The following is a 20,296-nucleotide window of genomic DNA, read 5'->3' as shown; positions in this document are numbered from 1 at the left end:
TTAAAAGTTTTTGGAGGCATAAAATTGAATAGTTCAGTGAAAAAATTAACAGAAGCTGCTATATTATCATCGGCTTTTATTATTATTACAATGATAGCTTTATCTACAGGATTAGGGTATGGCTTATATTTAGATTTTGGGGTACCAATAATATTTGCATTAATTTATTTTAGGTGTGAATTCAAATATACATTAATGTGTGGAATAAGTAGCGTTGTTTTAATTTTATTTGTTCTTGGTAACTTTGCAGCGGCCATATTAGTTAGCCAAAGTTTTCTGTTAGGATTATTATGTGGTTATTTAATATTAAAATCATCAGAGATTTTTGATGATTTGTATTTAGGGGCTATAATTGGCATTATATTTATGGTATTAGTAGATATTTATGCTAAAAATATTATAGGATATAGCTTTATGCAAGAATTCCAAGGATACATAGATTATGTTAAAAATAATCCAGCAATACTAGATAGATTAGAAAATTTATTGCCATTTATTAAGATTAATTTAGAGGTTATTTATTATTTACTTATAGCCATATTCCCATTTGGAATGGTATCTTGTATATATTTCCTATCTATAATGTGTGGAAAAAGACTTAGAATTTTGAATGAAAATGCAAAGAGAAAATACTTTATGATGAGATCCATAAGAAGCTATGGAAACTTTATGTGTATAAAAAAAGAGTATTTTTATTATGGATTGGGATATATTATTTTAGTTAACTTGTTAAGGATTAGTAATGTGAATATGACCAATGTTTATTTAAAAACAATACTTACTTGTTTGGAATATTTATCATACTATTTTATTTTCAGGGACACGCATATATTAATAGGAAATTATATAAATATTAAATATAAAAAGAGAAGCTTAAATTTATTATACTTTGGTGTTACAATAGTTTCTTTGTTTAGTATTTTTAGAATTACATTTTTAGTTTATGTGATAGTAGCAGTATTTATGGATAAAAAATTTGACTTAAGAAAAAAGCAAAAGTATATTGTGGATATTCATACAGAGAAATTAATAAGTACATATAAGATATAAAATTTCGCTAAAGTTGTTACTTAGAATTTAATTTTTAAAAAAATAATATGGAAAAATTTAAAAATATATTGCTAATGAATAAAAGTAATGTTACAATTTTATCATAATTTGAATATGAAATGGATCTATGAAGATCACAAAAAAGCCATGAAGGTGAATATACTTTCGTGGCTTTTTTTGTTAAAAATTAAAAATTATAGGGAAACATGACAAATTATAGGGAAATATAATATGAGGGGGCTAAAGAAAAATGAAATTAAAGAAAAATATTGCTAAGCTATTATCAATGGTATTATTAGTAGGAACTCTAGCAGGATGTTCTAATACTTCAAATGAGGGCTCTGATTCTTCAAAAAAATCTGGAGTTGAACAAAGAAAAGAAAATAATGAGTTAGTAGTTGCTGTTGGAGCAGAACCTGAAGCTGGGTTTGATGCAATAACTGGCGGACATGGATCTATAACTAAGCTGTTTTTCTCAACATTAATGAAAAGAGATAAAGAACTTGGATGGGAAAATGATTTAGCAAAGGATTATAAAATATCTGATGATAAATTAACTTGGACAGTTACAATAAGAGATGATGCTAAGTTTACTGACGGAAAAACTTTAACTGCAGAGGATGTTGCATTTACATATCAAACAACTAAAGACAGTTCAACAGAAGTTGACTTAACAATGATTGACAAAATAGAAGCTAAAGATGATACTACAGTAGAATTTAAACTTAAAAGACCAATGTCTACATTTATAGAAAAATTAGGTGCTTGTGGTATAGTTCCTAAACATGCTTATGATGATGCATTCAAAGATAATCCAATAGGATCTGGACCATACAAATTTGTAGACTGGGCAAAAGGACAACAAGTTATAGCAGAAGCTAATGAAGATTACTATGGAGATAAACCAAGTATAAAAAAATTAACTATGGTATTTTTAGAAACTGATGCAGCATATGCTGCTGTAAAATCAGGTGATGTTGATATGGCAACTATAAATGGAGACCTTGCTAAAGAAAAAGTTGAGGGAACTGAAATTTTAGACATACCAAGTATAGAAACTTATGGTGTGGAATTCCCAATGGTTGCAAATACTGGCAAAAAAACTGAAAGTGGAAATGAAATAGGAAATAATGTTACAAGCGATGAAGCAATAAGAAAAGCATTAAATACTGCTGTTGATAGACAAGGAATGGTTGATGGAGTTCTTAATGGATATGGAACAGTATCTACAACTGGACTTGAAAAAATGCCTTGGTTAAATGAAGAAACAGTTCTTGATGAGTCAAAATACAATGATGTTGATGCTGCTAAGAAAATATTAGAAGATGGTGGATGGAAAGATAGTGATAATGATGGAATATTAGAAAAAGATGGAACTAAAGCATCTTTCAAATTATTATATACTGCTGGAAACTATAGACAAGCAATGGGATTGGAATTCCAAAAAGTAGCTAAAGAATTAGGAATAGAAGTAACTTTAGAAGAAAGAACTTGGGATACAATAGTGGAAGATATACACAAAGAAGCTGTATTATTTGGATTTGGGTCAGGAGATCCATCAGAACTTTATAACTTATACTATGGTGGAGCTGCAAATACACCAGTTGAGTGGGATAATGCAGGATTCTATGATAATAAAACTGTAAATAAATACATAGACAAAGCTTTAGAGAGTGAAAATGAAGAAGAAGCTCTACCATACTGGCAAAAAGCTCAATGGGATGGAAAAACTGGTGCTTCAGCTATAGGTGATGCTCCATACTGTTGGTTAGTAAATGCAAATCATGTTTATATAGTAAGTGAAGGATTTGATATAGGAAATCCAGTTGTTCAACCTCATGGTGGAAGAATTTTTGATAATGTTACAGAATGGTCGTGGAAATAAGACAAAATAATCTATATAATGTAAGTAGAGGACATTCTTTTAGGATGTCCTCACATTAGAATATATGTGAAAATTCCATTCTTTCCTTGAATAAATACATTGGTATTTGTTCAAGGAAAGAATGGAATTTATAAATGCGAAGATTGCAAAAGGGGAGTTTATTGGATGAAAAATAGTAAAAATATAGGAGTTTTCCTATCAAAAAAAATTATAAGATTAATAACATTATTAGTGGCTCTCTGCATAGTTACTTTTGTGTTGATGGAGCTATCTCCAATAGACCCAGTAACAGCTTATGTGGGGGCTAGTACAAAAGTAAGTGCAGCACAAAGAGAATTAATTGCAGAACATTGGGGATTAAACCAACCACCAGTGGAAAGATTTATGTGTTGGTTCAAATCAATTATTCAAGGAGACTGGGGAACTTCATTAATTTATAGAAGACCAGTTCTAGAAGTTATAGGTCAAAAGTTTAAAGCATCTCTATATTTAATGATGATAGCCTGGGTTATTTCCGGCTTATTAGGTTTTGTAATGGGAATAATCAGTGGTACTAATGAAAATAAAGTAATAGATAAAATAATACGTGGATATTGCTATATAGTTATATCAACACCAACATTTTGGCTAGGTATTTTATTTATTATGGTATTTTCTGTTTCTCTTGGATGGTTCCCAGTAGCCCTGGGAGTACCAATAGGTGTAAGTTCAGCTGATGTGACCTTTACGGATTTAGTCAGCCATATAATTCTTCCTGCATTCACTTTAAGCCTTATAGGTGTTTCTAATATTTGCTTACATACTAGAGAAAAAGTTATAGAAGTTATGAATAGCGACTATGTTTTATTTGCAAAAGCGCGTGGAGAAAGCAAAAGAAGTATAATTTTTAACCATGTAATAAAAAATGTTTCACTTCCTGCCATAACACTACAGTTTTTATCATTTAGTGAATTGTTTGCAGGAACAATATTTGCAGAGCAGGTATTTTCTTATCCAGGATTAGGTCAAGCAACAGTATCAGCAGGACTTAAGGGAGACTTACCTTTACTTATGGGAATAGTAATAATCAGTTGTATATTTGTTTATAGTGGAAATGTGATTGCGGATTTACTATATAGAATAATAGATCCAAGGATTAAAGGAGGGGAAGCGGCATAATGAGTGAATTAAATAGCACTGTGAAAAGAAAATCTTCCCCCTTTGAATTTGGAATTAGAGAGAAAACAATACTTTCCCTAGTAATATTTATAGTATTTTTTATAGCAATACTTATTGCAGGGAGTGTTATTGATCCAGAAAAGTTTAGTATTGATTTAATTAATAAAAGTCAAGCACCTTCAATGACTCACATATTTGGAACGGACTGGATAGGAAGGGATATGTTTTTTAGAACATTAAAAGGACTAAGCATAAGTATGAAAATAGGAGTTTTATCTTCTATTATAAGTGGAATTATTGCTGTGATACTAGGTATCATAGGGCCTACTTGTGGAAAAAAAATAGATTCAGTTATAACTTGGTTTATAGATTTAGTCTTATCAGTACCTCACACTTTAATAATAATATTAATTTCCATGGCAGCGGGTGGAGGACTAAAGGGAATAGTTCTTGGGGTATCATTAACTCACTGGACGTCACTTACTAGAATAATTAGAGCAGAAGTTATGCAAGTAAAAGAATCTGATTATACAAAAATAGCAAGAAACTTTGGAAAATCAAATTTATATATAGCTAAAAATCATATTTTACCTCATGTAATACCACAGCTTTTAGTTGGAATAGTATTAATTTTCCCTCATGCTATCTTGCATGAAGCCTCAGTAACTTTCTTAGGATTTGGTCTACAATCTCATGAACCAGCTATAGGAATTATTTTATCAGAAGCTATGAAATATTTGACTAGTGGAAAATGGTGGTTAGCATTTTTCCCAGGTATATCTTTAGTTTTAGTTTCTATGATGGTAGATAATATGGGTAAAAAAATAGGAAAATTAATTGATCCTAAAACAGCGTATAACTAGGAGGTAGTCATGAATAAGGAACCAATTTTAAGTGTTAGAAATTTGGAGATATGTTTTAGTCAGTACACAAAAGGATTAAAAAGAATAGATTCAAAAGCTATAAATAATTTAGATATTGATTTATACAAAGGTGAAATATTGGCAGTTGTGGGATCTAGTGGCTCAGGTAAAAGTTTGCTTGCTCACTCCTTACTTGGAATACTACCTAGCAATGCGGTTACAAAGGGAGATATAACTTACAAGAATGAGCCATTAGATGAAAAAAGAAAAGAAAAACTTAGAGGAAAGGAAATTGTGTTTATTCCTCAATCAGTTAACTACTTAGATCCATTAATGGAGGTTGGAAAACAAGTTAAAATTTCTATAAAAGATAAAAAGAAAAGTAATAGCATACTTAGAAATGTTTTTAGCAAATATAATTTAGAAGAAAAAGTGGAAAAATATTATCCTTTCCAGCTATCAGGTGGAATGGCAAGAAAGGTGCTACTTTCTAGTGCGTTAGTTTCTGATTGCGAAGTAATAATAGCAGACGAACCAACACCAGGTCTTGATGAAAAGTCTTTGAACGAAGCATTGAAAGATTTTAGAGATTTAGCTGACAGTGGATGTGCATTGCTTATAATTACTCATGATATATCTGCAGCACTAAAAATTGCAGACAGGGTGGCAATATTCTATGGGGGTACTACTTTGGAAATTGCAAAAGCAGAAGACTTTAAAAATGGTGGAGAAAATTTAAGACATCCATATACAAAAGCACTATTTAATGCACTACCTAATAATAAATTCCAACCAATAAAAGGAAGTCAACCGCTGGCTAGTGAACTACCTGTGGGATGTTTATTTTATGATAGATGTGAAAAAAGAACACCTGATTGTGAAAACATAAAACCTGAAATGAAAGAAATAAGAGATGGAAAGGTGAGATGTTTATATGCTACTTAAGGCTGAAAATATTAACTTTAAATATAGAGGAGATAAATATATATTAAAAGATATAAATTTATCTGTGGATAGTAGTGAAATCGTTGGAATAGTTGCACCTAGCGGATTTGGAAAAACTACTTTTGCTAAAATCCTGGCAGGATATATAAAACCTGATAAAGGAAGAGTTTCTTTGGAAGGGTGTGAAAGTGAGAAGTCAGGATTTAACCCAGTGCAATTAATTTTTCAACATCCAGAAAAATCAGTAAATCCAAAATGGAAGATGATAAAAATTTTAAATGAAGCTTATGAAGTAAGTGATGAAATGATAGAAGCCATGGGAATTAAAAAAGAATGGCTAAAAAGATGGCCAAGTGAACTTTCTGGTGGAGAGCTGCAAAGGTTTTGTGTTCTTAGAGCACTTAGTCCACAGACGAAATTTCTGATTGCAGATGAGATGACCACAATGCTAGATGCCATAACTCAGGCTCAAATTTGGCAGGTGGTGATTAAGTACTGTAAGGATAATGGAATTGGGCTTATTGTTATTAGTCATGATAAGGATCTTGTAGCTCGAGTTTGTGATAGGGTTATTAACTTAGAGAACAATAGGGAAGTAGATAAGCTTATGGAAGTTAATGAGAATATAGTATAAATAAAAGTAAATTTTTATTTATGAAAGAATATATAAGGGTGTTTCACTAAAAATAGTGGAGCACTCTTTTTTAATATTACAAAATTATAATTTATATGTTTTGTGAAGACATTATAATTTTCAACTGCAAATAATAATATAAAAATTTGGGGATATATATTATTAGAGAAAATAATACTTAGATAAATATTGTCTTTATAATACAATGACGAAAGGATACGCTAAAAATGGAAGTAAATGCTTGGAGAGACTTTAAAGATGGAATTTGGCAGGATAAAATAGATGTTAGGGATTTTATACAAAGTAATTACACTCCATATGAAGGTGATGATAAATTCCTAGCTGGAGCCACAGAAAATACTAAAAAATTATGGTCACAAGTAATGGAATTAAATGAAAAAGAAAGAGAAAATGGTGGAGTATTAGATGTGGATACTCATACTGTATCTGGAATAAATGCTTATAAAGCAGGATATTTAAACAAAGATTTAGAAACTATAGTAGGTTTTCAAACAGATGAGCCATTTAAAAGAGCAGTAATGCCTTTTGGTGGTATAAGAATGGTGGAATCATCTTGTAAAGCATATGGATATGAGTTGGATGAAGAGATAATAGAAATATTTTCTAAATACAGAAAAACTCATAACCAAGGTGTTTTTGATGCTTATACAAAAGACATGAGACTGGCAAGAAAAGCAGGTATTATTACAGGTCTTCCAGATGCTTATGGTAGAGGAAGAATAATAGGAGATTATAGAAGAGTTGCTCTATATGGTGTGGATAGACTAATTGAAAATAAAATAGTTGAAAAAGATGAATTAGACGATGAAGAAATGTCAGAAGATGTGATAAGATTAAGAGAAGAACTATCTGAACAAATAAGAGCATTGGAACAATTAAAAGAGATGGCTGAAATTTATGGATTTGATATTTCTGTGCCAGCAATGAATGCAAAAGAAGCTATTCAATGGGTATATTTTGGATTTTTAGGAGCAATAAAAGACCAAAATGGTGCAGCTATGTCTCTTGGTAAAACTTCTACTTTCTTAGATATTTATATTGAAAGAGATTTAAAATCAGGATTAATAACAGAAGAAGAGGCACAAGAGATGATAGATCACTTTGTTATGAAATTAAGACTTGTTAAATTTCTTAGAACACCAGATTACAATGAATTATTCTCAGGGGATCCAACATGGGTAACAGAAAGTATAGGCGGTATGGGTCTTGATGGAAGAACACTTGTAACTAAAAACTCTTTTAGAATGTTAAATACACTTTATACACTGGGGCCATCTCCAGAACCAAACTTAACAGTTTTATGGTCCACTAGATTACCACAAGGATTCAAAGATTTCTGTTCAAAAGTTTCTATAGATACAAGTTCAGTTCAATATGAAAATGACGACATGATGACAAACTACTACGGAGATGACTACGCCATAGCTTGCTGTGTATCAGCTATGGGTGTTGGTAAACAAATGCAGTTCTTTGGCGCTAGAGTAAACTTAGCCAAAACACTGCTTTATGCTATAAATGATGGTGTAGATGAAAAACTGGGAACACAGGTAGCACCTAAATTTGGAAAAATAGAAGGCGAATACTTAGATTACGATGAAGTTTTAGAAAAGTTTGAACATTATACAGATTGGTTAGCAAAACTTTATGTAAATACATTAAATGTAATACACTATATGCATGATAAATATTGCTATGAACGTTTACAAATGGCTTTACATGATAGAGATATAGCTAGAACAATGGCGTGTGGTATAGCTGGACTTTCTGTTTGTGCAGATAGTTTATCGGCTATTAAATATGCAAAAGTTAAACCGATAAGAAATGAGCAAGGTATAGCTGTTGATTTTGAAGTGGAAGGTGACTTCCCTACTTATGGTAATAACGATGATAGAGTAGATAGTATAGCAGTTTATTTAGTAGAAAGCATGATGAATAAAATAAGAAGGAATAAAACTTACAGAAATGCTATCCATACTCAATCTGTTCTTACTATAACTTCAAATGTGGTTTATGGTAAGAAAACTGGTGCAACTCCAGATGGTAGAAAAGCAGGAGAACCATTTGCACCAGGAGCTAATCCAATGCATGGTAGAGATAAGAGTGGTTCACTGGCATCACTAGCAACTGTTGCCAAACTTCCATATAATCACTCAATAGATGGAATATCAAATACATTTTCTATCATACCAAATGCTTTAGGAAAAACAGAAGAAGAAAGAATAAGAAATTTAAGTAGTTTGATGGATGGGTATTTCTCACAAGATGCTCATCACTTAAACGTAAATGTACTTGTTAGAGAAACTCTACTTCATGCAATGGAACATCCAGAGCAGTATCCACAACTTACAATTAGAGTATCTGGATATGCTGTAAACTTTATTAAGTTAACTAAAGAACAACAAATGGATGTAATTAATAGAACATTCCATGAAAAGATGTAATTGAATATAAAATAGATAAGTAACAGAAATGATGACAGCCATGACTAGGTAGTATTGTAAAAAGTGTGTATTTTCCCATTGGAGAATACACACTTTCAAAAGATCCTTATGTATCTACTTTGTTTGCGCCATATCTAATCTCATGGATGAATAAGCATAAAGGTGATGTAAATATAGAGTATAGTGATATTACATCTAAATATCATATGTATGTAGTACAAGGACCTAAATCAAAAGATATGATAAATTCACTGGTAAAAGAAAACATAGATGAGGTCCCAAGTGAAGATAGTGGAATGATGAGAAACATAATGTCTTTTCAACTATAGGTAAAGGAATATCCACCAAAAGTTTAATAAATCTTAATAGTATGAAAATAAGAGATTAAAATTTAGGTTATTATTTTATTTATACATAAATCTCTAAAAGTCAAAACAAATCCCAAAAATAGATTAGAACAAGAATTCATATGAAATGCTTTCATTTTTTCATATAATGTAATAGTAAAGGAGGTGTAAACAAAAGATATTCAAATACTATTTGATGCAAATAGAATAAGAAAAATGAAAAAAGGAAGTATATTGTTAAATGTGGGAAGAGGAACATCTGTAGATACAGAGGCTTTATGTGATACAATAGAAAGTGAGCCTCTATCTGGGGGGGACTTGACGTAGTCAATCCAAAACAACTACTTAGTAATCATAGACTTTAGAATTTGAAAAAATGTTGTTATAACACCTTATATCTCTGGATGGTACAATTTAGAAGAAACATATGAACAAATATTTGATATTAGCTTAGAGAACTTATAAAGATTTTTAAGTAATGAAAAATTGTTTAATATTGTAGATTTTAATACAGAATATGTAAATATGCTTATCTAGTTATTAAAGAATACTACACTTAGTTTATGATAAGTCAGGGGGAGTTAAGAAACATGAATATATTGATTGGAGTTTTAATACCTTTTTTTGGAACAATACTGGGAGCTGCTTGTGTTTTCATAATGAAAAAAGAAATTAATGAATTAGTTAATAAAGGTTTACTGGGGTTCGCATCTGGTGTAATGATAGCCGCATCAGTATGGTCTTTAATTATTCCATCTCTTAATATGAGTAGCAATATGGGAAAATTATCATTTATACCAGCAGCTTTAGGAATTTCTATAGGCATAGTATTTATGCTTTTATTAGATATTATAATACCTCATATACATTCTAATAATGACAAACAAGAAGGATTAAAAAGTGAAAAAATAAAAAAAACAACAATGCTTGTATTGGCAGTTGTTCTTCATAATATACCAGAAGGAATGGCAGTTGGAGTAGTTTTTGCAGGGATTATGGGGCAAGATAGCGTTATAACAATAGCTGGAGCTTTCGCACTTTCTATAGGGATTGCAATTCAAAACTTTCCAGAAGGTGCTATAATTTCAATGCCACTTAGAAGTGAAGGCTTTAGCAAATCAAAATCATTTTTATATGGAGCATTGTCTGGAGTAGTGGAACCTATTGCTGCATTATTGACAATTCTATTTTCATCAACTATTGAACCATTAATGCCATATCTTTTATCTTTTGCTGCTGGTGCTATGATTTATGTCGTAGTAGAAGAATTGATTCCAGAATCATCTGCAGGAGAACACTCTAATATAGGAACAATTGGATTTGCGCTAGGTTTTGTAATAATGATGATTTTAGATGTGTCACTTGGATAAAATTTTGTATAAAAAACATATTAGTTAATATATATAATGGACTGTCTCAATATACGTTTTAATTGTATAAAGAGGCAGTTCTTTTTTACTTACAAGGAATTTAACTCTCACTGTTTCAATACATTTAGAAATATTCCTAGTAATTTAATTAAAGACCTCGTAAGTGTATTGGTTACAAAACACTTGTGGAGGCCTTTGCTGTAGCATAAACATAAAGTGTTGAACTTGAGTTGACGATTTAGCATATAATATAATAGTAAAGGATGTGTAAACAAAAGATGACTAAAAACGAAAAAATAGAAATAATAAAAAAGGCCTCAAAACTACTTTTAAACAACAACAAAGAAAAAGCTTTAGAAATCATAAATAATCAGTACAAATTTGAATATAAAAAATAGAAAAAAGAAGTTATAGTGATAGACAAAAACTAAGAATCTTTATAAGACATAGATTTATTGATAGGTATAGTGAAGACAAATTATTAAAGTCAGGTATTCTAAAAGTTTTCTCCACATACTTTCCAAAAGAATTTCCATATCATAGAAACGGGAAAATGGACGAGACCTACATGGCTTATTGGTAACTGGTACCTACAATAGACCATATAAATTCCATAGCTACAGGTGATAAAGATGAAGACGATAATATAATTACGACATCTCAATTAAATAATTCAATAAAATCAAACTGGACATTAGAACAGTTGAGATAGAAAATTTATGATATTGGAGATAGGTAACATAGTCAAGTAGTAAGGCGAATGTAGTTATTTTACTATTTCTTACAATAGTACTAAAAAATAGCTCTATTAATTTTATATTAACTAATAAAGCTATTTTTTATGCCAACTAAATTAACAAATCAAAGACTTAATCCCAGCACTTATTGTACCTTCCAACATACCACCATGATAGGAAATAACTTTACTTATAGGTAGTTGTGAGACCTTTTTTACAGAATTAAGGTAAGTTTCATTATCAAAATTTAACCCTTTATTAGTAAGTTCCAATAAATTAAGTTGTATATTTAATAAATTGCCTGCAATTAAAAGCTCTTCGTCTTTTATATATAAACTAACATGACTAGGTGTATGACCGGGTGTGGATATCACTTTGATATTGTCAAAATGAGGAGTAATATCATTATCATTTAATTTTATATGAACTAAAAATTTATTATCAAGTGAAGGAGCCATAACTATAACATCTGGTATAGCATTTACAATATCTTTTGTACAACCTAAATTGTCAAAACCTTTATGTGTTAAAAGTATATAGCTTAAATATCTTATATCAAGTCCTTCCTTATAAAAGGCAGTTTTGATAGTTTCAAACTCTCCTGGATATGCACTGTCAACTAAAAGCATTTTTCCTTTATTCATAATTACTACAGGATAAGTAAATTTATCCGGATGCATTTTCGTTGGAATTTTTAGCATATATATATTGTCATTTACTTTCATTTTGCCTCCTATTTTTCTGATTTATATATATTATCGGAAATGTGAGCTTTATTATGTTGATAAAAAAATAGCAGAAAAGTAGATAATTTTAAAAGTTTGTAAAAAAGTATAATTTTGAGTAAGATCGTTGTCTGAAGTGCCGGCAAAATGTTTCGCCGACACGTCGCTCAAGCGAAGTGAATTTTTTATTAAAATAGAGGGTAAATTATAGAAGATAATAGCGATTATTACATAAGAACAAATAGGAGGGAAATTAATGGTAAAAAAATTTAGAAATACCATGGTAGTATTTTTAACCTTAACACTAATAATAAGTAACTTAGGAAGTATAACTTACTCATTTGCACAAACAAATAAAGTAAATCAAAGTATTACTACAGACTGTAAGCCTGATAAAGTCACAAATGTACAGGTAGCAAAAAAAACTTCCACATGTATAAAACTACAGTGGAGTAGTGTAAAATGTGCTACTGGATATAGAATTTACAGATCAACTATGAAGAATGGGATATATAGAAAAATTGAGGAAGTATGTGGAAAAACTACATGCTATGTAGATAAGGATTTGGATTGTGGAACTAATTATTACTACAAAATTAGAGCGTTTAAAAAAGTAGGAGATAAAACATGTTTAGGTTGCCCATCTGATATACTAGATACTACAACTTGTCCAGCTGTAGTAAAATTTCTAAATGCTAATTGTGTATCTAACTCTTCTATAGAATTAGATTGGCAAACTGTATACAGATCTTCTGGATATGAAGTGTATAGAGCAATTAGTGAAAATGGAAATTATGAAAGAATAGCTACTCTTACAGATAATGGAAAAACTTCTTTCAGAGATAAGAATTTGAGAAGGGGTAAAAAATATTATTATAAAGTAAGAGCTTTTAAAGAATTGAACGGTCAGATATGCTTTGGAGAATATTCGGATATTTTAGATGTTTGCACTGAAAAATAATATATAAAAGAGTGATTAAAATAAAAAAAGTAATGTTAAAAGGCATTATCTATAGATAGTGCTTTTTTTGTGAGAAAATAAACAATGAAATCAAATAATTATGGAAATTTTGATAAGTTTATGTGATTAAGGTATAATAAATCATGTTCAAATGTGTTTGAATTTGTTTGTTATTAAATAAACGAACATAAATAAACAAAAATGCTTGCAAAAAATGAGGGTTTATGGAATAATGTAAACATAGACGAACATAAATGAACTTCAAAATAAACATGAAAAGAAGGTATGATAATGTTCCAATTAGATAGACACAAAAAAATATATGATTATATAGTTAAAAATAAAAATGCTACAGTAAATGAATTAGCTGATATTTGTGAAGTGGCAACCATGACCATAAGAAGAGATCTAGATAAGATGGAAAAAGATGGTCTAATCACCAGGGTATTTGGGGGAGCTGTAATAGATAGTTCCATGGTAAAAGAAGTTGACTACGAAGACAAAGAAAAATGCTATATGGAAGAAAAAGTAAGAATTGCAAAAGAAGCAGTGAAGCTAGTAAATGATAATTCCATAGTTATTTTAGACGCAGGTACAACTTGCATGGAAATAGCAAAACAGCTAGTTGATAAAAATAATTTAAAAGTAATTACAACAGATATATTAATTGCTGCCTATTTAATGAAGTATGAAAATTTAGAAGTTTATTGTACAGGTGGAAGAATTCAAAGAAACACAGGAAGTTGTTTAGATACTTATACTATAGATTTCTTAAATAATATAAATGCAGATATATGCTTTGTGGGGGCAAGTGCTATAAATCAAAACTTAGAACTATCAACTTTTGTTCCAAACAAAGCCAAGGTGAAACAAGCCATGATAGAAGCTGCCATGCATAGAGTCCTTGTAACTGACAATTCAAAATTCAACAAAAGAAGTTTTACTAAAATCAGAAGCTTAAAAAATTTTGAAATAGTCATTGCTAATGAAGGGTTAGATGAAGAATTGATAAAGAAAATGGAAGATGAAGGTGTAAACATTAAATTAGTTTAAAGATGGGGGAGACATATGAAATTATATGTAATAGCCGATGATCTTACAGGCGCAAATGCAACAAGTGTTTTATTAGCAAAGGAAGGCTTTAAATGTTCCACATTTATAGATTCAGCTCTTCTAAATGATGAAAATATGAGTCGTTGTGATGTAGTAGCTATAAGCACTGATAGTAGAGGTATTACTAAAGAAGAAGCTTATGCAAGAGTAAGCGAAGAAGTACAAAGAGTTAAGCATTTACAACCAGTATACACAAAAAGAATAGACTCAACTTTAAGAGGAAACATAGGAGCAGAAATAGATGCAATCTTAGACCAAGATAAAAATTCAATTGCTGTAGTTGTGGCATCTTATCCTGACTCGGGGAGAATTTCTATAGGTGGATTTTTATTAGTAGATTCAGTTCCACTACAAAATACTTTAGTGGCAAAAGACCCAAAATGCCCAGTTACCAATTCAAGTGTTAAGGAAATTATACAAAGTCAAACTAAATTTAAAGTATCTGATATACAAATTAGTGATGTATTAAGAGGAGAAGAATTTTTAAGTAGAAAAATTAACTTATTAGTGGATGAAGGAAATAGAATAATTGTTATAGATGCAGTAACTAATGATGAAATAGAAACAATAGCAAAAGCATCTGCTTTAACAAAATTAAATGTTATACCAGTTGATCCTGGACCATTTACTAAATGTTTGATGAATACTAAATATGGATCTTCTCATGTGGGACAAGGTAAGAAAGTTTTTTTTGCCATAGGAAGTGTTAGTAAAACTACTATAGGTCAAATAGAAAACTTAGTTGCAACAAAATCACCAGCTCTTGTGAAGGTGAATCCATTAAAACTTATTGATGATGAGCAAATAGACCAAGAAGTTGAAAGAGTATTACATATAATAGAAGGAAAATTAAAACTTAACCAATCTAATATTGTTGGAATAACTACAACAACTAGGGAAGATGAAGTTTTAAATTTGAGTGAGCTATCAGAAAAACTGGGAATGGATGAAGAAGCCATATCAGTTAAAATAAATAAAGGTTTAGCAAAGATAACAGAGCTAGCCCTAGAATTATCAAATTCATCCATAGGAGCACTATACACTAGTGGTGGTGATGTAACTATGGAAGTTATGAAAAGACTAGGTGTGGAAGGTATAGATATAAAAGATGAGATCATACCGCTGGCTGTTTACGGCAGATTTATAGGAGGAAAATATCCTAATATGCCAGCAATCACAAAAGGTGGCCTTATAGGTGATAAGAAAACATTATCACTTTGTATAGATTACTTGGCAACAAAAGTATCTACACAATATTACGTTAAGTAGTAAAAATATGGCGCCAACGTAATTGCTTCGGCAAGCTCAGCAATTCACGTTGCTTAAAATTCGCTACGCTCATGACGCCAACGATATATCTTTGCTACCGCTTCAGATATATCCGTTGCTTAAATAAATATAAAGAAAGAAGTTAAATTTGGAGGAAGAATTATGAATAAAGCATATATAGGAGTACCTTTAGGAGATCCAGCAGGAATAGGACCAGAAATAGTAGTTAAATCAATAGCAAAAGAAGAAACAAACACTTATGCGAACATAGTTGTATTTGGAAATAAAGAAATATTAGAAAAAGCTATAGAAGTTTGTGAAGTTGAAATGACAATAAATGTTATAGAAGATCCAAAAGATGGAGTATATAACAATAAAACATTAAACTTAGTAAATATAGATAATATAGATATGGACAAGTTTGTTCCAGGTGAAGTTAGTGGAATGTGTGGAAAGGCTGCTTTTGAATATTTAGCTAAATCAGTAGATTATGCTATGAATAGTAAAGTTAAAGCTATAGCAACTACACCACTTAACAAAGAATCATTTAAAGCGGGAAATGTACCGTATATAGGACATACAGAAGTGCTAGAAGATTTAACAAAAACATATAATCCTTTAACTATGTTCCAAGTTAGAGATTTAAGAGTATTTTTCTTAAGCAGACACGTATCACTTAGAAAAGCTTGTGATTTAGTAACTGAGGAAAATATGTATGAATTTATAGTAAGATCAAAAGAAGCTTTAAGACAGCTTGGAATAGAAAATCCTAAAATGGCAGTTGCAGGGCTAAATCCTCACTGTGGAGAGCATGGACTATTTGGTGATGAAGAAAGAGAAATAGAACCAGCTATAGAAAGAGCAAGAAAAGAAGGAATAGATGTAGTAGGACCAATAGGTGCAGATTCAGTGTTCTTCTTTGGGCTACAAGGAAAATTCGATGCAGTACTTTCTCTATATCATGACCAAGGACATATAGCTACAAAAACTGTAGACTTCCACAGAACTATATCATTAACTAATAATATGCCGTTCTTGAGAACATCAGTTGATCATGGAACAGCTTTTGATATAGCATGGAAAAACATAGCCAACGAAGTAAGTTTAGTAGAAGCAATAAGACTTGCAGGAGAGTATGCTCCAAACTTTAATAATAAGTAAGTTTCACTTTATCCATATTGAAAACAATGTATCTAAATTAACGTTATTAGCAATTGAGGATACGAATTTTTAGATACATTGTTTAAAAAATGATAAGTATTATTTATATAGTAATCATAAATTAAAATTTATTAACTTGGGGGAATCGCAATGAATAACGAATTAGTTGTATCAGGACCACAAATATTAATAGGTCTAGGCCTTGGAATAACATTATTAATATTTATGATGTTAAAAACTAAGGTGCATCCATTCTTAGCAATGATAATAAGTGCATCAATAACAGGATTAGTTGGTGGAATGCCAGCTGGAGATGTAGTAAACAGTATAACAACTGGATTTGGTAATACGCTTGGAAGTATAGGTATAATTATAGGATTTGGTGTAATGATGGGTGAAATATTTGAAGTATCTGGAGCAGCAAAAAAGATGGCTCAAATATTTGTTGAAAAGTTAGGTAAAGGTAGAGAAGAATTAGCTCTAGCTATTACAGGATTTTTAGTATCAATACCAATTTTCTGTGATTCAGGATTTGTAATTTTATCACCACTTGCAAAATCAATATCAAGAAATACTAAAAAATCAGTTATATCTTTAGGTTTATCACTAGCACTAGGTTTAGTTATAACTCATACATTAGTACCACCTACTCCAGGACCTGTAGGAGTTGCAGGAATATATGGAGCAAACGTGGGGACTACATTATTATTAGGGATTGTTTGTGCTATACCAATGACATTAGTTGGACTTCTTTATGCTAAGTATATAGGGAAAAAACAATATAAAGTACCAAGTGAAGATGGTGAAAGCTATTTAACTAGCGAAGATTTAGGATCAATTGCTTATGATGAAGCTGCAGCAACTTTAATAGGAACAGAAGAAGTATTACCATCAGCAGTTATGTCATTTATGCCAATATTTGTACCAATAATATTAATATTAATGAAAACAGTTACTACACAAATGGGATTAACAGGTGGAGCAATAGAAGTAATAAACTTCTTGGGAGCACCAGTTATAGCTGTTGGTTTAGGTTTGATAATAGCAATATATGGACTTGGTAAAGACCAAGACAAAAAAGAAATTACAAATACTATGGAAAAAGGTATAAAATCTGCAGGTGTAATTATGTTAGTTACTGGTGCAGGTGGAGCATTAGGAATGATAATAAGAGATTCTGGTGCAGGAGACTACATAGCAGGACTTATAGCAAATACTGCCCTACCAGCTGTAATAATACCATTTGCAATATCATCAATAGTAAGACTTATACAAGGTAGTGGTACAGTTGCTATGACAACAGCAGCGTCTGTAACAGCACCAATGATGGCTACTCTTGGATTATCTCCAGAACTTGCAGTATTATCAGCTTGTATGGGTTCACTTGTATTCTCTCACTTTAACGATTCTTATTTCTGGGTTGTTAACAGAACTTTAGGAGTTACTGAGGTTAAGGAACAATTAAGAGGTTATTCTATAGCAAGTACGATAGTATGGGCTGTAGGATTTGTAGAGTTAATGATATTAAATATATTTATGTAATATATAAGGTCAATCTTACTATTTTAGTGGGATGGCCTTTTTTAGTAAGAAGAAAAGTAGTAAACTAGAGGTGAGTCAATATATATTTAAAAATACAGCTTTATACTATTTAAAAAACAGATAACTATATTATAATTAAAGAAAAAGCTTATATTAGGTGATATAAAAGAAGTAGTTATAAAAATGAAATCAGCAAGTTTTGAAGAAGTTAAAGAAATAGTAGATAGGATAAAAAGCAAAACATTAAAAGAAGTTTTACATATTAAAGCAGTGAGAGAAGAAGTATCATTATATGATAATAAATTTGGAGGAATTCCTTACCTACCAATGGACAAAGAGATTCCTAGAAATAAAAATGGAGAGAAATTAAGATTATTAGCACAAATAAATTTTGAGTAAATGTCATTGTAATCACTTAGTTTAAAGTTTAATTTATCATCAACCTGAGGAGTTTCAGATTTATCGTTGGGTATAAAAAACCAACTTATTGTAGTATTGTCCAAATCTTTAGTTTTTGAAAAGGAACATAAAGAAAAATATAAAGATGATATAAGTAAAATGAAAATAAATTTCTTCAAAAAGGCACCTCCTACATATAAATTATAATTCCATATTATAGAGAACTTATGTGATTATTATGTATGAAAAATTAGAAAAAATAGGGAGATTAATAAAAAAAGAGTTAATTATATTATTATAAGTAACTCTTTTTATATGAAATGATTTAACCAGCTTTGTCTATATTATCATCATCATATCTACGACTATTCAATTTATCCATACCTTTAGATGATGCTATTAATGCTAAATAACATATAATTATAAATGCAAATACAGAAATCCATGCAACTCTATATCCAAATTTATCAACGAATACTCCAAATACTGATGAACCTGCTGCAAAACCTACAGCAAAGAATATTTGAATTACACCTAGTATGGCACCATATTCTTTTTGACCGAAGAATGAACCTGTTAAAATAGATGGCCCAATCATATAAGCAAATACTGATAAACCTTTTAATATGGCAAAAGCAAATGCAAGCATTGGCATTTCTTTAGCAAACATTAAAGATAAACATGCAAATGCTGATAATCCAAAGGCAACAAAAAGTGATTTAGTTATACCTAGTTTATCAAATATTGCTCCACCAATTAAGTTTCCTAATAAACAGAATATGGCAAATACTGATCCTACGGTTCCAACTAGAACTGGACTCATACCAACATTAGTCTTTAGATAAGCTGGAAATTGAACGGCTAAAGCTGATACATACATACCTAAGAAGAATAGCCCTAGTCCAAATACCCAGAAATAGCTAAGTTTTGTAGCCTCTTTGAAAGAGTATCCCATTTTGTTAGATGGAGTATCTGATGGTACTGTTGAATTTTTACCCCTTACAATTTCACTTCCATCTCTAGGCATTCTTAATAAGAAAATGGAAACAGGTAAACCAACTATTAATGATAGTATACCAAACATCATATAGGTTCTACTTGGACCATTGGCTGCAAGTGATGATGTAACTAATTGTTGTAAAAATATATTACCAAGACCACTACCAGCAAATGCTATACCCATAGCTTTACCTTTTGTAACATCATCAAACCAGCTGTTTATCAAAAGAGGAACACCTATTGCAGATATGACAGATGTACCAATTTGAACTAAAGCAGAAACAAGATAAAATTGCCATAACTCTCTACACATGGAGAATAGATAGAATCCTCCACCAGAAAGTATGCATCCGACAACATACATTACTTTAGTGTTTACCTTATTGAATAAAGCACCTATAAAAGGTGATGCAACAGCAGATGCAACTGTACCTATTGTGAATATTAAGGAAAAACCTGCAAGGGTAAATCCAAATTCTTCCACAACATAACTAACAAATTGTGGTTGAATATTGGAAGCTACACCAAATGGTATGGCTTGGATAAGTACACAAGCAATTACTATTAACCAAGCAGTTGAAAAATTCTTTTTATTAATAGAATTAGTCATCATAAAAACCTCCTTTTTTCATTAAGTAGCTTTTATATAATTTGCACTAAATAGAAAAATATATTA

Annotated in this window: 18 protein-coding genes; 16 read left to right on the top strand and 2 right to left on the bottom strand. The window is 30.6% G+C overall.

Features of this window, described 5'->3' with window-relative positions; translation table 11 throughout:
- The first annotated feature begins 24 nt into the window (after positions 1 to 24).
- The 10 genes from NSA58_RS02710 to NSA58_RS02665 all read left to right on the top strand — a co-directional run bounded on the left by NSA58_RS02710 (position 25) and on the right by NSA58_RS02665 (position 10,714).
- The gene (locus NSA58_RS02710; RefSeq protein ID WP_074078878.1) at positions 25 to 1,050 is read left to right on the top strand and encodes a YybS family protein; all 1,026 of its coding nucleotides are present in this window, start codon (positions 25 to 27) and stop codon (positions 1,048 to 1,050) included.
- Positions 1,051 to 1,300: 250 nt separating this feature from the next.
- On the top strand, positions 1,301 to 2,935 hold the full coding sequence (locus NSA58_RS02705; protein WP_039679814.1) for an ABC transporter substrate-binding protein: 1,635 nt from the start codon (positions 1,301 to 1,303) through the stop codon (positions 2,933 to 2,935).
- 165 nt (positions 2,936 to 3,100) lie between these two features.
- Positions 3,101 to 4,093 (top strand): ABC transporter permease, encoded by a 993-nt coding sequence (locus NSA58_RS02700; protein ID WP_039679815.1) that lies wholly within the window; start codon positions 3,101 to 3,103, stop codon positions 4,091 to 4,093.
- Entirely contained in the window at positions 4,093 to 4,956 is an 864-nt protein-coding gene (locus tag NSA58_RS02695) for an ABC transporter permease (RefSeq protein ID WP_074429645.1), read from the top strand. The genes NSA58_RS02700 and NSA58_RS02695 overlap by 1 nt, the downstream gene beginning before the upstream one ends.
- Before the next feature lie 9 nt (positions 4,957 to 4,965).
- A complete protein-coding gene (locus NSA58_RS02690; RefSeq protein ID WP_074429646.1) occupies positions 4,966 to 5,901 on the top strand; it encodes an oligopeptide/dipeptide ABC transporter ATP-binding protein in 936 nt (311 codons plus the stop codon).
- On the top strand, positions 5,891 to 6,535 hold the full coding sequence (locus NSA58_RS02685; protein ID WP_039679818.1) for an ABC transporter ATP-binding protein: 645 nt from the start codon (positions 5,891 to 5,893) through the stop codon (positions 6,533 to 6,535). The genes NSA58_RS02690 and NSA58_RS02685 overlap by 11 nt, the downstream gene beginning before the upstream one ends.
- A 227-nt stretch (positions 6,536 to 6,762) precedes the next feature.
- On the top strand, positions 6,763 to 8,997 hold the full coding sequence (pflB, locus tag NSA58_RS02680; RefSeq protein WP_074429647.1) for a formate C-acetyltransferase: 2,235 nt from the start codon (positions 6,763 to 6,765) through the stop codon (positions 8,995 to 8,997).
- A gap of 65 nt (positions 8,998 to 9,062) precedes the next feature.
- The gene (locus NSA58_RS02675) at positions 9,063 to 9,326 is read left to right on the top strand and encodes a hypothetical protein (protein ID WP_039679820.1); all 264 of its coding nucleotides are present in this window, start codon (positions 9,063 to 9,065) and stop codon (positions 9,324 to 9,326) included.
- A 198-nt stretch (positions 9,327 to 9,524) separates the two neighbouring features.
- Positions 9,525 to 9,671 carry an NAD(P)-dependent oxidoreductase gene (locus NSA58_RS02670; protein ID WP_330652532.1) on the top strand — a complete coding sequence of 49 codons (147 nt, stop codon included), beginning with the start codon at positions 9,525 to 9,527 and terminating at the stop codon, positions 9,669 to 9,671.
- Between the two features lie 263 nt (positions 9,672 to 9,934).
- A complete protein-coding gene (locus NSA58_RS02665; RefSeq protein WP_039679821.1) occupies positions 9,935 to 10,714 on the top strand; it encodes a ZIP family metal transporter in 780 nt (259 codons plus the stop codon).
- Between the two features lie 853 nt (positions 10,715 to 11,567).
- Here the strand turns inward: NSA58_RS02665 and NSA58_RS02660 are convergent.
- The gene (locus NSA58_RS02660; protein ID WP_052232990.1) at positions 11,568 to 12,176 is read right to left on the bottom strand and encodes an MBL fold metallo-hydrolase; all 609 of its coding nucleotides are present in this window, start codon (positions 12,174 to 12,176) and stop codon (positions 11,568 to 11,570) included.
- A 256-nt stretch (positions 12,177 to 12,432) separates the two neighbouring features.
- On the opposite strand from NSA58_RS02660, the gene NSA58_RS02655 reads away from it, so the two are divergent.
- The 6 genes from NSA58_RS02655 (at position 12,433) to NSA58_RS02630 (ending at position 18,621) form a co-directional block, all read left to right on the top strand.
- Positions 12,433 to 13,137, top strand: coding sequence for a fibronectin type III domain-containing protein (locus tag NSA58_RS02655; protein WP_074429648.1), 705 nt, complete (start codon positions 12,433 to 12,435; stop codon positions 13,135 to 13,137).
- A gap of 291 nt (positions 13,138 to 13,428) precedes the next feature.
- Complete coding sequence (locus NSA58_RS02650) at positions 13,429 to 14,190, top strand: DeoR/GlpR family DNA-binding transcription regulator (RefSeq protein ID WP_039679823.1); 762 nt, start codon at positions 13,429 to 13,431, stop codon at positions 14,188 to 14,190.
- A 15-nt stretch (positions 14,191 to 14,205) separates the two neighbouring features.
- Positions 14,206 to 15,519 carry a four-carbon acid sugar kinase family protein gene (locus tag NSA58_RS02645; RefSeq protein WP_039679824.1) on the top strand — a complete coding sequence of 438 codons (1,314 nt, stop codon included), beginning with the start codon at positions 14,206 to 14,208 and terminating at the stop codon, positions 15,517 to 15,519.
- Positions 15,520 to 15,681: 162 nt separating this feature from the next.
- Positions 15,682 to 16,680: a 4-hydroxythreonine-4-phosphate dehydrogenase PdxA gene (pdxA, locus tag NSA58_RS02640; protein WP_039679825.1), complete on the top strand. Its 999-nt coding sequence runs from the start codon at positions 15,682 to 15,684 to the stop codon at positions 16,678 to 16,680.
- A gap of 150 nt (positions 16,681 to 16,830) precedes the next feature.
- Complete coding sequence (locus NSA58_RS02635) at positions 16,831 to 18,222, top strand: GntP family permease (RefSeq protein ID WP_039679826.1); 1,392 nt, start codon at positions 16,831 to 16,833, stop codon at positions 18,220 to 18,222.
- Between the two features lie 183 nt (positions 18,223 to 18,405).
- On the top strand, positions 18,406 to 18,621 hold the full coding sequence (locus NSA58_RS02630; RefSeq protein WP_039679827.1) for a DUF1963 domain-containing protein: 216 nt from the start codon (positions 18,406 to 18,408) through the stop codon (positions 18,619 to 18,621).
- A gap of 325 nt (positions 18,622 to 18,946) precedes the next feature.
- Here the strand turns inward: NSA58_RS02630 and NSA58_RS02625 are convergent, their stop codons facing one another.
- The gene (locus NSA58_RS02625; RefSeq protein ID WP_074429649.1) at positions 18,947 to 20,233 is read right to left on the bottom strand and encodes a conjugated bile salt MFS transporter; all 1,287 of its coding nucleotides are present in this window, start codon (positions 20,231 to 20,233) and stop codon (positions 18,947 to 18,949) included.
- Positions 20,234 to 20,296 lie beyond the last annotated feature (63 nt).

It is taken from the genome of Terrisporobacter muris (genome assembly GCF_024621905.1).
Lineage (GTDB): Bacteria > Bacillota > Clostridia > Peptostreptococcales > Peptostreptococcaceae > Terrisporobacter > Terrisporobacter muris.
This window is presented reverse-complemented; position numbering and strand designations above follow the sequence as displayed.

Excerpts from the sequence above, each read along its gene's own strand:
- NSA58_RS02705 (WP_039679814.1), top strand. The coding sequence starts at position 1,301 with ATGAAATTAAAGAAAAATATTGCTAAGCTATTATCAATGGTATTATTA.
- NSA58_RS02700 (WP_039679815.1), top strand. The coding sequence starts at position 3,101 with ATGAAAAATAGTAAAAATATAGGAGTTTTCCTATCAAAAAAAATTATA.
- NSA58_RS02695 (WP_074429645.1), top strand. The coding sequence starts at position 4,093 with ATGAGTGAATTAAATAGCACTGTGAAAAGAAAATCTTCCCCCTTTGAA.
- NSA58_RS02690 (WP_074429646.1), top strand. The coding sequence starts at position 4,966 with ATGAATAAGGAACCAATTTTAAGTGTTAGAAATTTGGAGATATGTTTT.
- NSA58_RS02685 (WP_039679818.1), top strand. The coding sequence starts at position 5,891 with ATGCTACTTAAGGCTGAAAATATTAACTTTAAATATAGAGGAGATAAA.
- pflB (WP_074429647.1), top strand. The coding sequence starts at position 6,763 with ATGGAAGTAAATGCTTGGAGAGACTTTAAAGATGGAATTTGGCAGGAT.
- NSA58_RS02665 (WP_039679821.1), top strand. The coding sequence starts at position 9,935 with ATGAATATATTGATTGGAGTTTTAATACCTTTTTTTGGAACAATACTG.
- NSA58_RS02660 (WP_052232990.1), bottom strand. The coding sequence starts at position 12,176 with ATGAAAGTAAATGACAATATATATATGCTAAAAATTCCAACGAAAATG.
- NSA58_RS02655 (WP_074429648.1), top strand. The coding sequence starts at position 12,433 with ATGGTAAAAAAATTTAGAAATACCATGGTAGTATTTTTAACCTTAACA.
- NSA58_RS02650 (WP_039679823.1), top strand. The coding sequence starts at position 13,429 with ATGTTCCAATTAGATAGACACAAAAAAATATATGATTATATAGTTAAA.
- NSA58_RS02645 (WP_039679824.1), top strand. The coding sequence starts at position 14,206 with ATGAAATTATATGTAATAGCCGATGATCTTACAGGCGCAAATGCAACA.
- pdxA (WP_039679825.1), top strand. The coding sequence starts at position 15,682 with ATGAATAAAGCATATATAGGAGTACCTTTAGGAGATCCAGCAGGAATA.
- NSA58_RS02635 (WP_039679826.1), top strand. The coding sequence starts at position 16,831 with ATGAATAACGAATTAGTTGTATCAGGACCACAAATATTAATAGGTCTA.
- NSA58_RS02630 (WP_039679827.1), top strand. The coding sequence starts at position 18,406 with ATGAAATCAGCAAGTTTTGAAGAAGTTAAAGAAATAGTAGATAGGATA.
- NSA58_RS02625 (WP_074429649.1), bottom strand. The coding sequence starts at position 20,233 with ATGATGACTAATTCTATTAATAAAAAGAATTTTTCAACTGCTTGGTTA.